The organism is Phnomibacter ginsenosidimutans (assembly GCF_009740285.1).
In the GTDB taxonomy this organism is placed as follows: Bacteria; Bacteroidota; Bacteroidia; order Chitinophagales; family Chitinophagaceae; genus Phnomibacter; species Phnomibacter ginsenosidimutans.
On the sequence record NZ_CP046566.1, the window covers coordinates 2,207,990 to 2,222,453 of the forward strand.

Consider the following 14,464-nt stretch of genomic DNA (forward strand, 5'->3'; position numbering starts at 1 on the left):
TAAATAGCCCATGAAAAAGAATTTGCTGAAACAGCTGTCGCTACTGGCTTCTGTTTGTTGTATGATGGCGCTGCTCACAGCATGTAACGGATCGCATAAGAAGAGCATGAAGGGCGATGAAGAAGTAACGGTGAAAGACTTTGTAGCGTTTTTCGATCCGGTAAAATTGCCCATCTCTTTTACCGATACCATTTTCAAAAACAAACTGACCGACTCGGCACGTATAGAATACAAAGTATTTACCCAAATGCTGGGCGATACTATTTTGAAGCCCCTCTATAAAAAAGAGAAGCCCAAGATTTACGCCATGGGGCAGTTTAAAAACGGAGATGCAGAAACCTACCTCTTGCTACAAACCAAAGGCACCAAAAACGCAGTGTACATTGTAGCAGTAGATGAAAATATGGTACCCAAAGCCAGCATGATGTTGCTGGCCAGCAAAGGCAGTACAACTGCTACCGATTTAGTGACCATCGATAAAAAATTCACCATTACTACGGTAGATGAATACAAAAAAAGCAATGGAGAATTGACCACTTTTTCTTCAGTGTATGCATACAACACAGCAGGTTTGTTCATGGTGATAATGAACGATGGTTTGAAAAAGGGAGAAATTGTAGAGTTCGTGAATCCCATTGATACTTTTCCGCAAACCCAACCCAATACAGGCGATTACGGCAGCAACAAACAAAACTTCATCAGCATTCGTGATGGTGATACCCCTAAGAAATTTCAGTTCTTTTTGTACATGAACAAAAGCAGTTTGTGTACTGCTGAGCTCAAGGGGGAAGCCCGTTGGGTAACCAAAGACAGTGCCGTATTTGATTCGAACAACGATGGTTGTAAAGTGGCGTTCAAATTTAGCAAACGCAACATACGTATCATGGAACTGGAAGGCTGTGGCAGCAAGCGCCCCATGGAGTGTAGTTTCAATGCCAGCTACAATAGAATTCAAAAGCCTGTTGCCAGCAAAAAGAAAAAGAAATGAGTGAACGCATCAATTACAGTAGCGGCGCCGTGTGGGAAGAGCTGGTGGGCTACAGTCGGGCGGTACAGGTTGGCAACGTCATCGAAATAGCAGGCACTACAGCCTATGTAAATGGAGAGCTGGTGGGCCGTGGCGATTTGTATGCACAATGCACCTGCATCTTCGAAAAAGTAGCGGCAACACTTGAACAAGCAGGCAGTGGATTGAAGGATGTGGTACGCACCAGAACCTTTGTAACAGACATAACGCAATGGGAAGCATTTGCCAAAGCCCATGCTGAATATTTTGGCAACATCCGTCCCGTTGCCAGCCTCATAGAAGTAAAAGGGTTTATTGACCCCGAAATGCTGGTGGAAATAGAAATGACCGCAATCATTTCCGGTGCAAAAGTTTAGCACATTGACTATCAGGCATGTGTACATTTTACACAATAAACAATCGCATTTGCGCTATATTGCGGCCCCTTTAGCAACCGAGCACCCCAATGCAGGCAGCGTAGAACGAGTGATGAGCTATGCAGTATAACATTGGATATTACAAACCTTATCTCGCCGCTAAAGCATAAAACATATCTTATGAGCAGTACTGGTTTTCACAATTATACCGTGCCTTATCAGGTAGACGAACGGTATAGCAAGAAAGTCGCCTACTTCAGCATGGAATTTGCCGTGCATCAGCCCCTCAAAATATACAGCGGTGGTTTAGGATTTCTTTCCGGTTCACATTTGCGCAGCGCTTATGAACTGAAGCAGAATCTTATCGGTATTGGTATCCTTTGGAAATATGGTTATTACGACCAGGCCCGCAACCAAGACCAAACCTTGCAGGTACAATGGAACGAAAAGATTTACAACTACCTGGAAGATACCGGCATCAAATTTCAGATTCCCATTCATGATCATCCGGTTTGGGTAAAAGCTTACTACTTAAATCCAAGCACGTTCAACTCAGCTCCCCTGTTTTTGCTGAGTACCGATTTGCCGGAGAATGATTATGTAAGTCAAACCATTTGTCACCGGTTGTACGACGGCAATACCGCTACCAAAGTGGCACAATTCATTTTGTTGGGTATTGGTGGTGCCAAACTCATTGATGAGTTGAACTTCAACCCAGATGTGTACCATCTGAACGAAGCACATGCCATGAGCAGTGTGTTTTACCTGTACAAAAAGTTGGGCAGCGTTGAAGAAATTAAGAAGAAGCTTGTTTTTACTACGCATACGCCAGAAGAGGCCGGCAACGAAAAGCATGACATTTTCCTGTGTGAAAAAATGAGCTATTTCTACGGTATGCCGCTGGAAAAAGTAAGACAACTCACAGGTATTTACGATGATCAGGTTTAACCACTCACTGGCAGCGCTGCGATTTGCAAGAATTGCCAATGGTGTGAGCCAGCTACATGGCGAAGTGAGCCGTCAGATGTGGGGACACTATGAAAATGTAGCGCCTATCAAAGCCATTACCAACGCACAAAACTGGAAATACTGGGCCGATAAGCAACTCTACCGGTTTATGGAAGAGGGCAACGATTTTGGTTTTGATGATCGCAAACGCCATTTGAAAAAACGGGCTTTTGATATTGTAGCCGATCAAACAGGCAAGCTGCTCGATCCGGATGTACTCACTATCGTTTGGGCCCGCCGTTTTGCCGGTTACAAACGTGCAGAACTGCTGACCCGTGATTTGGCCCGCTTCGAACGGCTCATCAACAACATCGATCGTCCTGTACAAATTATTTGGGCTGGCAAACCTTACCCGTTGGACTACCCTGCTATCAGCGACTTTAACCACCTCGACCACCTGAGCAAGAGCTACAAAAATGTAGCGGTGTGCATCGGCTATGAATTGGCGTTGAGCAAGCGCCTGAAGCAAGCCGCAGATATTTGGCTGAACAATCCACGTGTGCCCCGCGAAGCCAGTGGCACCAGTGGTATGACAGCTGCTATGAATGGTGCTGTGAACCTGAGTACTCACGACGGCTGGATTTGTGAATTCATCAATCATGGCAACAACGGATTTGTTGTGCCTCCGATTGATTACAGCGCTGTTCACGTACAAGAGCAAGATCAATACGATCTCGATCAACTGTATAAAATTTTGGAAGAGCAGGTAGTGCCATTGTATTATGGCAACAAAGACACCTGGCGCCAGATTGTAAAAAATGGCATGCGGGATGTGCGTATTCAATTCGACAGCAACCGCATGGCTCACGAATATTACGAAGAGATGTACAAAGCCTGATAAAGGCATTCAACTACAAGCACAATCTGAATATCCCGGCTCCAGTAGCCGGGGTATTTATTTTTACCAAAAGCTATGAATGCCTCCATAGTTTTGCCTTCCCAACAGAAACAGAACACATGCATTATTTATCAGCAGAAAACCTTACCAAAGCTTACGGCGTAACTCCATTGTTTGATAACATTAGCTTCCACATAAACGAAGGTGATAAAGTAGCATTGGTGGCCCGCAATGGTGTAGGCAAAAGTACCCTGCTGAAAATACTGGCCGGCCGCGAAACGGCTGACAGTGGCAAGCTTTGGATTAGTAAGGACGTAAAAGTGGTGCTGTTTGAACAGGAACCGCAATTCATCGAACATCAAACCATTGCCCAAAACATCTTTCAACACGACCACCCTATTCTCAATGCCATTCGTGACTATGAAGAAGTGAGTGAATCGGGAGACGGTGAAAAAATTATGCAAGCCATTCAACGCATGGATGAACTGGGTGCATGGGATTTTGACGCCAGCGTAAAACAAATTTTGGGCAAGCTCAACATTCATTACCTCGACCAACGCATGATATCACTGAGTGGTGGCCAACGCAAACGAGTGGCACTGGCACGTACACTGATTGATGCAGGATTTGAAACTGGTCATGTGCTGCTCATAATGGACGAACCCACCAACCATCTGGATGTAGAAATGATTGAGTGGCTGGAGCATTACCTGAGTGCACAGCATGTAACGCTGCTGATGGTAACCCACGATCGTTATTTTCTGGATGCCGTGTGCGATGAAATATGGGAAATGGAACGCAGCAACATTTACACCTACAAAGGCGATTACGAAAACTTTTTGGAGAAGAAAGCTGCACGAATTGAAAACGAACTGAGCAGCATTGACAAGGCAAAAAACGAATACCGCAAAGAACTAGAGTGGATGCGCAAGCAACCCAAGGCCCGCACCACCAAAGCCAAAAGCCGCATAGATGCTTTTTACGATGTAGAAAGCAGGGCCAAACAAAAAGTGGTAGACGAGCAACTGCAATTGCAGGTAAAAATGACCCGCCTTGGTGGCAAGGTGGCCGAAATGAAAAAGGTGTACAAAGCATACGGAGAGAAGTCTATTCTCAATGGTTTTGACTACACTTTTGCCAAAGGCGAACGCATTGGCATTGTTGGTAAAAACGGCGTAGGTAAATCTACTTTCCTCAACATGCTACAAGGCTTGGAACAAGCCGATAGCGGTAAAATAAATATTGGTGACACCGTTGTATTTGGCAACTACAGCCAGGAAGGATTGCAATGGAAAGAAGACCTGCGGGTGATTGAATATGTAAAACAATTTGCAGAAACATTTCCATTGGCTGGTGGCGGAGCGCTTACCGCCAGTAAGTTTTTGGAGTTGTTTTTGTTTCCACCAGAAAAACAATACACCTATTTATCATCGTTGAGTGGTGGCGAAAAAGACGTTTGCAATTGCTCACCATTTTGTTTCGCAATCCCAACTTTTTGATACTCGACGAACCGACCAATGATTTGGATTTGCCAACGCTTGCCGTAGTCGAAAACTTTTTGGCCGACTATCAGGGCTGTGTACTCATTGTAAGCCACGACCGTTATTTCATGGACAGGCTTGTTGATCATTTGTTTGTTTTTGAAGGTGATGGTATAGTGCGGGATTACCCCGGCAACTATACACAATACCGCCTGGAAGAACAATGGAAAGAAAAACAAGCAGAGCAAAAAACAACATCTGAAAAAGAGAAACCAGTTGAAACTGCGGCAGCTCCGGTAGCCAAGAAAAAACTATCGTACAAAGAGCAACGAGAGTTGGAACAACTCGACAAGGACTTGCCCGCATTGGAAGCTGAAAAAGCAACACTTACTGAAAAAATGAGTAGCCCTCTCTCCTACGAAGAACTGCAGGAAGTATCAGCAAGGCTGATTGCCGTAACCAATGAACTGGAAGAAAAAGAAATGCGTTGGTTAGAACTCAGCGAAGTGGGCAATTAATGCTTGTGTATTTGCTGCTGCATCCAATCAGCGAAAGATGCAGCCCATTGTGCGTACAATTTTCCGGCAGGATGTAAGCCATCTTCTGCCAATAAACTACCGTCGTTTGATGCGGCTCTGCTGGCAGTGCTGTTATCTAAAAAAGTAACTTTATACTTATCGCAAAGTGCTTGCAGCACTGCATTAAATGCATCAATCTGTTGTGCGATAGCGTCTCTATCCTTGTCTTTTGCAAATGGCGTAACGCCCCAATCTGGTATAGACAACACCGCAACCCGATGCGATAAATTGCCTGCTAAATGAATGGCTTTACGCAACAAAAATTCAGCATCTTCCTGAAAGCTTTCAATAGATAAACCACGGTACTGATTGTTGACACCAATCAACAGCGACACCACATCATATGCCTCTTCCAGTTGATGATGAATCAGGTATTCCGCCAATTCAAAAGTGGTCCAGCCTGTTTTGGCTACAATCTCCGGAGCATGTACATGCACACCAGCTTTGCGCAAGAGTTGCATGGTTTGGTATGGAAACGATTCATACAAAGCAACGCCTTCTCCGATGGTATAACTATCGCCAAGGCATAAGAGGCTGTGGATATGCTGCGACATTTTAAAATTGCGTTTTCAGGATTTCATAAAAACGATACACATCTTCAAAGCTACAATACATGGGCGCTGGTGCCACACGAATAACGCCCGGTTCCCGGTAATCAACAATGATACCTGCAGCATGCATAGCATCATGAATGGCCCGGCCGTTTTCTTTGAAATACAAGGACAGTTGGGCTCCTCTTTCATCAGGATTTTCAGGCGTGATAATTTCAAAAGATAAATTGGGCAATTGCTGCAGGAGGTATTGCAAATAAGCAGTGAGTCGTATGCTTTTGGCCCGAAGATTTTCGATGCCTGCCTGCTCAAACATTTCCAGCGAAGCTTTCAGGCACACAGTGTTCATTACCTGCGATGTACTCATGCACCAGCCACTGGCATCGGCCTTGGGCACAAACCCTTTCTCCATTTTAAAACGGGTCTTTTCATCATTGCCCCACCAGCCGCCCAAGCGACCCAGCTGCACATTTTGTGCATGTTTTTCATGTACAAAAACGCCACCCACAGCACCCGGACCAGCATTCAAATATTTGTAACTGCACCATGCTGCAAAGTCTACATTCCAACCATGCAACTGCACAGGTACATTGCCGGTTACATGTGCCAAATCAAAACCAACCATCGCACCTGCTGCATGACCAGCCTTTGTGATAGCAGCCATATCAAACAATTGACCGGTATAATAATTCATGCCGGCAAACATCACCAATGCCAGTTCTTCAGCATGAGTGTTGATGCTCTCAATAATATCTGCTGTTCGCAACGTTTTTTCACCAGCTCTTGGTGCAATTTCTACAATGGCTTCATCGGGATTGAAACCATATTGCCGTACTTGTGTTTCCACTGCATATTGATCGCTGGGAAAAGCGCCGGCTTCCATCAATATTTTATACCGCTTGCCATTCGGTTTGTAAAACGACAACATCAACAGATGCAGGTTCACCGTTAAGGCATTCATCACCGTTACTTCTTGTGTAGAAGCGCCAACGAGTTTCGCCAATGTGGGTTTGCAATAATCCTGATAATACAACCAAGGATTGGTGCCACCGAAATAACCACCTACTGCCAGTTGTTGCCAACTGTTCAATTCGGTTTGTATAGCGTTGGCAACTGCCTTGGGTTGCAGGCCCAAACTATTGCCACAGAAATAAATGGCATTTCGGCCTTCATGCTGCGGAAAATGAAAATCATTTTTGAAAGTATGAAGCGGATCCTGAGCATCCAGTTGACGGGCAAAGGTTGATGTTGGTTCAAATGCAAGCATGGCGAAACGACAATTTTGTTTGAAGGTTTGTTGTGTAGCAGGCATATCCCGCAAACAACACAACGAATATCTGCAGATTTTAAGAATCCTTTGACATTACAAGCGTAGGGGCTTGTAAGTTTATGTGTTGATAGTGTTAATTTGCCGCAACCTCAATTGGCAACAATCCTTAATACAATCAACTTTGCGTGTATAAAATGCGACTCCTAATGATGAATGCGTTGGTAATGGCAGTTGTGGCGGGTGGCTTCATGTTGGCAGGATGCAATCAACCAAGTGTGCAGTCTCAATCTTTAAACGTAAGCATGCTCAACAGAACCATGGAAATGACAGATACCGCCACCTTTGGTGCCGGATGTTTTTGGTGTACAGAAGCGGTTTTTCAAGAACTCAAAGGCGTGTTGAAAGTAACCAGTGGATACAGCGGTGGTCATGTGGCCAACCCCACTTACGAGCAGGTAACCGCTAAAACCACCGGCCATGCAGAAGTAACACAAATCGTGTACAATCCGGAAGTCATCAGCTTTGATGAATTGTTGGAAGTTTTCTGGAAAACACATGACCCCACCACCCCCAATCGTCAGGGTGCTGACGTAGGTCCTCAATACCGTTCTGCTATTTTTTATCATACCGCTACGCAAAAAGAACTCGCAGAAAAATACAAAGCTGATCTGGATAAAAGCGGTGCATTTGCTGCCCCCATTGTTACCGAAATCAGTCCTTATAAAAACTTTTATTCGGCAGAAGATTACCACCAGAATTTTTATGCCAACAACCCCAACTACGGTTACTGCACCTATGTCATCAAACCGAAATTGGATAAGTTTCGAAAAGTATTTCAGGAAAAATTACGCAAATCAAATCCGGGTCAATAACCCGGATTTTTTGTTGCTGCATATCACTGCGGTTTAGTAGTATTGCTACATGCGTATATCCGTTGTCACCAGCCTGTTGGCCATAGTACTGCCTGCTTTTGTACAGGCACAGTTAGGCAGAACGCCACAAAAATTCACCCTCGACGATTCGTTGCGGGGAACGCTCAACGCCAACCGTAGCTGGTGGGATGTACAACGCTACGATATTACTGTAACGCCGGATTATACCAGCGAAACCATTGTTGGTCAAACCAGTATTCGGTTCAGCAGTAGTAAGCCCGGCAAGCTGATGCAGATTGATTTGCAACAGCCTTTGCTGATAGACAGCATTGTGCTCAATCAACTCCAGCGCATTTCATTTACCAGAAAAAACAACACCGCCTTATTGCAAATGCCTGCACAAATGCAAGCTGGTGAACACAACCTGCTCATCTATTATCATGGTCAGCCACGCAAAGCCATACGAGCCCCCTGGGATGGCGGCTGGGTATGGACCAAAGACAATAAAGGCCGCCCCTGGATGACGGTGGCATGTCAGGGCTTGGGCGCCTCCGTTTGGTATCCATGCAAAGACCACCAAAGTGATGAACCTGATTTGGGTTCATCGCTTACGATGATTGTGCCTGATACACTCACAGCTGTTGGCAATGGCAGACTCACCAACAAAATGCCCATGGGCGATAAAACGGCCTGGCGCTGGGAAGTAAAAAATCCCATCAACAATTACAACATCATTCCATACATCGGCAAGTATGTATCGTTTGAAGAACAATACAACGGCGAAGATGGTGTGCTCGATTGCAGCTATTGGGTGCTCGATTATGAACTGGAAAAAGCCAAAGAACAATTCAAACAAGTGAAGCCGATGCTTCAATGTTTTGAGCATTGGTTTGGCCCCTATCCTTTTTATGCCGATGGCTACAAACTCGTTCAATCATCGCATCTAGGCATGGAGCACCAAAGTGCCGTGGCCTATGGCAACAACTTTATGAATGGCTACCGTGGCCGTGACCTGAGCGGTACAGGATGGGGTTCCAAATGGGATTTCATTATTATTCATGAAAGCGGACACGAATGGTTTGGCAACAACATTACCAGCAAAGACATTGCCGACATGTGGATTCATGAAGGGTTTACCAACTACAGCGAAACCATATACACACAATGCCTGTTTGGCAAAGCTGCCTGCGAAGCTTACGTGCAAGGCATTCGCAAAAACATCATGAACGACAGGCCAATCATTGGTGAATATGGCGTAAACCACGAAGGCAGTGGCGATATGTATTACAAAGCGGCCAACATGATTCACACCATTCGTACGGCCATGCAAAACGACAGCAGTTTTCGGCAGCTGCTGCGGGGCATGTACAAAACCTATTTTCATGGCACCACTTCTACTGTAGAACTGCAGGCATACATACAACAGTTTGTGTCGTTTGATGTGAAAGCAGTGTTTGATCAATACCTGCGTACCACACAGATTCCGTTGTTGCAATGGAGCATCAACAGCGGTCAGCTGAAAGTGAAGTTTACTGATTGTAACGCTGCATTTCGTTTGCCTGTGTATTTGCCCACCGGCATTGGGCAGGGCGTTTGGAAAACCATACAGGCCAATGAGTGGACAACAATTGCCACATCATTGAATGATGAAAACATCAGTAGTGAGTGGAATAAAAATTTGTATATCCGGTATCAGGATTAATCAATCCAACTGTGTAGGTGCAGCGGTAGCTGGTGTAACTTCTGGCATGCGGCGGGCACCAATAAACCGGCGGCTCCAATACTTGCTTTGGAGGTCGCCAATGCTTACGCCTTCGCTGCTACTGGCATGAATGAATTTGTTGTTTTGCAAGTACATACCCACATGGCTAATACCGCCGGTGGTATTAAAAAAAACAAAATCACCTTCCCGCAATTCATCCCGCTTAATGCCTTGCATGGCCACATATTGCTCACGGGCAGTGCGTGGCAGCACCCAGCCAAATGTATATTCCGAAATCACCTGCATGAAAGCCGAGCAATCAATGCCTTTGGTGGTTTTGCCGCCATACCGGTAGCGTGTGCCGTACCAATCATCAATGTTTTTGTACAACACGAGGTTCGATAATTTCTCTACCGATTCATTGAGCAGAATGGCGTATTTAAATTGGACAGGAATGAAATTTTCCAACGCGGATCCCAGGGTTTTGCCCAGGTTAAAATCAGGACTTTTTAAGGATGTTTCCTGACGACGGGCCGCCATCAAAATAGAATCGAAATTGCGGAGCGGTATGTCTCTCTCCAGCAGGCTGTCTTTTACCTGCGGGATGGCTTGCGCCAAATTTACCCTTGGCGTAGCCTTTGGTTTCGCCTTTGCGGTGCTGGCTGGTTTCTTCTTGCTGACCGTTTTCTTTTGTGTAGTTGTTTTCTTGGGGGCAGGCTTTTTGGCACTGCTTTTCCGCTGCGCTTCGGCATAGCTACTGCAGAGCAGCAACATAGCCATCACACATATAGTACACAATCGTTTGATCATCAACTCCATCCACACAAATTTAGCGAGGGGCAAAAATACCGGAAAATGCCTAGCGACCATCATCCGGCCGTCAAATTTGACAGTCATGCTATCAATAAAACCGTGCCACAATTGAGCCTCAACGGTTTACATTTTTCCTAAAAAAATTGTACGGTTTTGTGGAAAATGAAAGCGGTATCATCCGCCCTTTTACGCCAAATTTGACCCCTTGCATTGTGGTAAATCGTACCGAAAATTTGTAGCGTTATGCCTTGTTTTTCCCACCTCCATTGTCATACTCAGTATTCATTGCTCGATGGCGCCGCCAGCATCGATTCGCTGTACAAAAAAGCAGCGGCCCACAACATGCCCGGCCTCGCCATAACCGACCATGGCAACATGTTTGGTGCTTTTGAATTTGTGAGCCAGGCCTGGAAAAACACCCGTGTGGTGGGCAAAAATGAAGATGGCTCAGACAAAATTGAGCCAGTGGTAAAACCCATTGTAGGCTGTGAGTTTTATGTGGTGGAAAACATGCACCGCAAAACTTTTTCTAAAGAACAAAAAGACGAACGCTACCATCAGGTATTGCTGGCCAAAAACAAACAAGGTTATCAAAACCTCATCAAGCTCACCTCGTTGGGTTTTATTGAGGGCATGTACAGCAAGTATCCGCGTATAGAAAAATCGCTGATTGAAAAATACCACGAAGGTTTGATTGCCACCACCTGTTGCATTGGTGCCTATGTGCCCCAAACCATTTTGCACGATGGTGAAGAAGCCGCAGAAAAAGAGTTTCAGTGGTGGCATAATTTGTTTGGCGATGATTACTTCATTGAATTGCAGCGGCACAACATGCCCGAGCAAGACCAGATTAATGAAGTGCTGATGCGCTTTGCCAAAAAGTACAACGTACCGGTAATTGCCACCAACGACAGCCACTACACCGATCAGGACGACTATAACGCCCACGATATTTTGCTGTGCATCAACACCGGTGAAAAGCAAAGCACACCGGGCTTTGATGACATGACGAATGATGAAGTGCACATGAAAAATAGGCGCTTCAAATTTCCCAACGATCAGTTTTATTTTAAAACGCCGGATGAAATGTCGAAGCTCTTCAGCGACATTCCACAAGCGATAGACAACACCAACATGATTGTAGATCGTGTGGAAGTGTTGAACCTGAAGAAAGATATTTTACTGCCCAACTTTCCCATTCCGCCATCCTTCAAAATTCATGAAAGCGATGTGCTGAACCAGTGGGAATACCTGAAGCATCTTACTTACGAAGGCGCTATGAAACGCTATGGTGAAATTTCGGAGTCGACACGTGAACGTCTGGACTTCGAATTGAACACCATCAAAATCATGGGCTTTGCCGGTTACTTTTTGATTGTAAGCGATTTCATTAAAGCCGGTCGTGATTTGGGAGTGTTTGTGGGTCCGGGTCGTGGTTCGGCAGCGGGTAGTGCAGTGGCTTATTGCATCGGCATTACCAATATCGACCCCATTAAATACAACCTGCTGTTCGAACGTTTCCTCAACCCCGACCGTAAGAGCATGCCCGATATTGATACGGACTTCGATGATGAAGGCCGTCAGCGGGTAATTGACTATGTGGTGGACAAATATGGCAAAGCACAGGTAGCACAGATCATCACCTACGGTACCATGGCTGCCAAAATGAGTATTAAAGACGTGGCCCGTGTACTCGATTTGCCACTGGCTGACAGCAACGCTTTGGCAAAGTTGGTGCCCGATAAACCAGGTACCAATTTGGGCCGTGTGCTCAAGGCACCACTCACCAAAAAAGAAGGTGAAAAAAGCCTGGAAGAAAAAGAACAGCTGGCACCAGAAGATATTGAGAACGTAAAACAGCTACGGGAAATTTACAAAGGCAATGACATCAGGGCGCAGGTGCTGAAAGAAGCCGAACGTTTGGAAGGCTCTGTTCGCAACACCGGCATCCACGCAGCGGGTATCATTATTGCGCCAAAAGATTTGACAGAGCTGATACCTGTAGCTACTGCCAAAGATTCTGATTTGTGGGTTACACAAATAGAAGGTAGTGTGATTGAAGATGCCGGCGTCATCAAGATGGACTTTTTGGGTTTGAAAACCTTGTCCATTTTGAAAACGGCATTGGAACTCATCAAAGAAAATCATGGAGTAGTCATCGAACCCGATGATTTACCATTGGATGATGCCAAAACCTATCAGCTGTATCAACGTGGCGAAACCAACGGTACGTTTCAGTTTGAAAGTACGGGCATGCAGAAATACCTGCGGGACCTGAAGCCCGACCAGTTCGCCGATTTGATTGCCATGAACGCCTTGTATCGTCCGGGGCCATTGGCGTACATCCCCAAATTCATTGCCCGTAAGCACGGCCTCGAACCCATTGAATATGACCTGCCGGAAATGGAAGAATACCTGGCAGAAACATACGGCATTACCGTGTATCAGGAACAGGTGATGTTGCTGAGCCAAAAGTTGGCGGGTTTTAGCAAGGGCGATGCCGACGTACTGCGGAAAGCGATGGGTAAGAAGGACCGCAAAACGCTGGACAAAATGAAAGGCAAGTTTGTAGATGGTGCCATTGCCAAAGGCATGGCGGCCGACAAACTGGAAAAAATATGGACCGACTGGGAAGCCTTCGCCCAATATGCGTTCAACAAATCGCATTCAACCTGCTATGCATTTGTAGCGTACCAAACAGCCTACCTCAAAGCCCACTACCCCAGCGAGTACATGGCGGCGGTGCTCAACCATGCCGGTGCCTTGGAAAAAATCACCTTCTTCATGGAAGAGTGTAAACGGATGGGCATTAAAGTACTCGGTCCGGATATCAACGAATCGAAGCAAGGTTTTGCTGTCAACAAAAAAGGAGAAATCCGTTTTGGTTTGGGTGGTTTGAAAGGCGTGGGCGAAGCTGCTATTCAAAGCATTATTGAAGAGCGGGAACAAAACGGCCGCTATCAAAATGTGTTTGATTTTATCAAACGCATCAATCAAAGAACCGTGAATAAAAAATCGCTGGAAAGCCTGATTTACTCTGGTGCATTTGATTGCTTTGAAGACCTGCATCGGGCACAATACTTTTTTGTGCCAAAAGGCGAAAGCATGAATGGATTGGAACGTATCATTCGCTATGGCAACCAATTGCAGCAGCAAAGTGCCAGCACGGCCAACACTTTGTTTGGCAACCTTGCAGATAGTCTGGATGTACAACTGCCCAAACTACCACCTTGCGACCCTTGGACACTGACCGATAAACTCGGGCATGAAAAGGATGTAACGGGCATGTTTATGAGTGGCCACCCACTCGACCACTTCCGTTTTGAGCTGAAACATTATGGCGTAACGCCGCTCGGTGAGTTCAATGAATTTACCGACAGCATCAACGAGCAAAGCAGCCCGACACGCCCCTTCCGGTTGGCAGGTTTGGTGGTAGGGGCACAACATCGCACCACACGTACGGGCAGAAACTTTGCCATTCTTGCTATAGAAGATTATACAGGCAAGGCAGAGTTTGCCTTATGGAGTCAAGACTATACGAAGTATGCGCAGTTCCTCAACATTGGTTTGAACTTATATGTAGTAGGCCAACACAAACCACGCATGAAATACGGCCCCGATCAACAGCTGGAGCAGCAAGGTTGGGAGTTTAAAATATCGGGTATTTATTTGCTGGAAACCCTGCGTACAAGTGCCACCAAACAGGTAGATATTTTGATTGAGCCATCTAATATTACCACACAAATGATTGGGTTTATGGAACAACAACTCAAGAAAAATGTAGGTGGTACCAAACTGAAATTTTTGGTGCGGGATAGCATCCGCAATTTTGATATTGAAATGATGAGCAGCAAAAGCTACAGCCTCAATGAAGAGATGGCCGACTATCTGCTCAACACAACTGAGTTGGATGTGAAAGTAACGATGACCGATTTAGGCTAATCGTTTCCAATATCAAATATGGCTGG

Annotated in this window: 12 protein-coding genes; 9 read left to right on the forward strand and 3 right to left on the reverse strand. The window is 45.6% G+C overall.

The window, feature by feature from the left end; genetic code table 11:
- Positions 1 to 10 precede the first annotated feature (10 nt).
- The 6 genes from GLV81_RS09655 to GLV81_RS20270 all read left to right on the forward strand — a co-directional run bounded on the left by GLV81_RS09655 (position 11) and on the right by GLV81_RS20270 (position 5,228).
- Positions 11 to 988, forward strand: a complete 978-nt coding sequence (locus GLV81_RS09655; protein WP_157478684.1) for a hypothetical protein — start codon at positions 11 to 13, stop codon at positions 986 to 988.
- Entirely contained in the window at positions 985 to 1,383 is a 399-nt protein-coding gene (locus tag GLV81_RS09660) for a RidA family protein (protein ID WP_157478685.1), read from the forward strand. Before GLV81_RS09655 ends, GLV81_RS09660 begins: the two co-directional genes overlap by 4 nt.
- Positions 1,384 to 1,563: 180 nt before the next feature.
- Positions 1,564 to 2,331, forward strand: coding sequence for a hypothetical protein (locus GLV81_RS20260; RefSeq protein ID WP_246185910.1), 768 nt, complete (start codon positions 1,564 to 1,566; stop codon positions 2,329 to 2,331).
- Entirely contained in the window at positions 2,318 to 3,229 is a 912-nt protein-coding gene (gene glgP, locus GLV81_RS20265) for an alpha-glucan family phosphorylase (RefSeq protein WP_246185911.1), read from the forward strand. Before GLV81_RS20260 ends, glgP begins: the two co-directional genes overlap by 14 nt.
- A gap of 119 nt (positions 3,230 to 3,348) precedes the next feature.
- Positions 3,349 to 4,728 (forward strand): ABC-F family ATP-binding cassette domain-containing protein, encoded by a 1,380-nt coding sequence (locus GLV81_RS09670; RefSeq protein WP_246185912.1) that lies wholly within the window; start codon positions 3,349 to 3,351, stop codon positions 4,726 to 4,728.
- Positions 4,692 to 5,228 (forward strand): ATP-binding cassette domain-containing protein, encoded by a 537-nt coding sequence (locus GLV81_RS20270; RefSeq protein ID WP_246185913.1) that lies wholly within the window; start codon positions 4,692 to 4,694, stop codon positions 5,226 to 5,228. The genes GLV81_RS09670 and GLV81_RS20270 overlap by 37 nt, the downstream gene beginning before the upstream one ends.
- Here the strand turns inward: GLV81_RS20270 and GLV81_RS09675 are convergent.
- Positions 5,225 to 5,842: an SGNH/GDSL hydrolase family protein gene (locus GLV81_RS09675; protein ID WP_157478686.1), complete on the reverse strand. Its 618-nt coding sequence runs from the start codon at positions 5,840 to 5,842 to the stop codon at positions 5,225 to 5,227. The genes GLV81_RS20270 and GLV81_RS09675 overlap by 4 nt on opposite strands.
- 1 nt (position 5,843) lies before the next feature.
- Complete coding sequence (gene kynU / locus GLV81_RS09680) at positions 5,844 to 7,106, reverse strand: kynureninase (protein ID WP_157478687.1); 1,263 nt, start codon at positions 7,104 to 7,106, stop codon at positions 5,844 to 5,846.
- Between the two features lie 197 nt (positions 7,107 to 7,303).
- On the opposite strand from kynU, the gene msrA reads away from it, so the two are divergent.
- Together msrA and GLV81_RS09690 are read left to right on the forward strand one after the other, a co-directional pair.
- Positions 7,304 to 7,981 (forward strand): peptide-methionine (S)-S-oxide reductase MsrA, encoded by a 678-nt coding sequence (msrA, locus tag GLV81_RS09685; RefSeq protein WP_246185914.1) that lies wholly within the window; start codon positions 7,304 to 7,306, stop codon positions 7,979 to 7,981.
- Positions 7,982 to 8,030: 49 nt separating this feature from the next.
- The gene (locus GLV81_RS09690; RefSeq protein WP_157478688.1) at positions 8,031 to 9,683 is read left to right on the forward strand and encodes a M1 family metallopeptidase; all 1,653 of its coding nucleotides are present in this window, start codon (positions 8,031 to 8,033) and stop codon (positions 9,681 to 9,683) included.
- Here GLV81_RS09690 and GLV81_RS09695 read toward each other — a convergent pair whose 3' ends face one another.
- Positions 9,684 to 10,502, reverse strand: a complete 819-nt coding sequence (locus GLV81_RS09695) for a C40 family peptidase (protein WP_197428196.1) — start codon at positions 10,500 to 10,502, stop codon at positions 9,684 to 9,686.
- Between the two features lie 237 nt (positions 10,503 to 10,739).
- Here GLV81_RS09695 and dnaE point away from each other — a divergent pair, with 237 nt between their 5' ends.
- Entirely contained in the window at positions 10,740 to 14,438 is a 3,699-nt protein-coding gene (gene dnaE, locus GLV81_RS09700) for a DNA polymerase III subunit alpha (protein ID WP_157478690.1), read from the forward strand.
- Positions 14,439 to 14,464 lie beyond the last annotated feature (26 nt).

What these genes read in the sequence shown, in the direction of transcription:
- kynU (WP_157478687.1), bottom strand. Translation starts at nt 7,106, where the DNA reads ATGCTTGCATTTGAACCAACATCAACCTTTGCCCGTCAACTGGATGCT.
- GLV81_RS09675 (WP_157478686.1), bottom strand. Translation starts at nt 5,842, where the DNA reads ATGTCGCAGCATATCCACAGCCTCTTATGCCTTGGCGATAGTTATACC.
- GLV81_RS20260 (WP_246185910.1), top strand. Translation starts at nt 1,564, where the DNA reads ATGAGCAGTACTGGTTTTCACAATTATACCGTGCCTTATCAGGTAGAC.
- GLV81_RS09690 (WP_157478688.1), top strand. Translation starts at nt 8,031, where the DNA reads ATGCGTATATCCGTTGTCACCAGCCTGTTGGCCATAGTACTGCCTGCT.
- glgP (WP_246185911.1), top strand. Translation starts at nt 2,318, where the DNA reads ATGATCAGGTTTAACCACTCACTGGCAGCGCTGCGATTTGCAAGAATT.
- msrA (WP_246185914.1), top strand. Translation starts at nt 7,304, where the DNA reads ATGCGACTCCTAATGATGAATGCGTTGGTAATGGCAGTTGTGGCGGGT.
- GLV81_RS09695 (WP_197428196.1), bottom strand. Translation starts at nt 10,502, where the DNA reads ATGGAGTTGATGATCAAACGATTGTGTACTATATGTGTGATGGCTATG.
- GLV81_RS09660 (WP_157478685.1), top strand. Translation starts at nt 985, where the DNA reads ATGAGTGAACGCATCAATTACAGTAGCGGCGCCGTGTGGGAAGAGCTG.
- dnaE (WP_157478690.1), top strand. Translation starts at nt 10,740, where the DNA reads ATGCCTTGTTTTTCCCACCTCCATTGTCATACTCAGTATTCATTGCTC.
- GLV81_RS09670 (WP_246185912.1), top strand. Translation starts at nt 3,349, where the DNA reads ATGCATTATTTATCAGCAGAAAACCTTACCAAAGCTTACGGCGTAACT.
- GLV81_RS09655 (WP_157478684.1), top strand. Translation starts at nt 11, where the DNA reads ATGAAAAAGAATTTGCTGAAACAGCTGTCGCTACTGGCTTCTGTTTGT.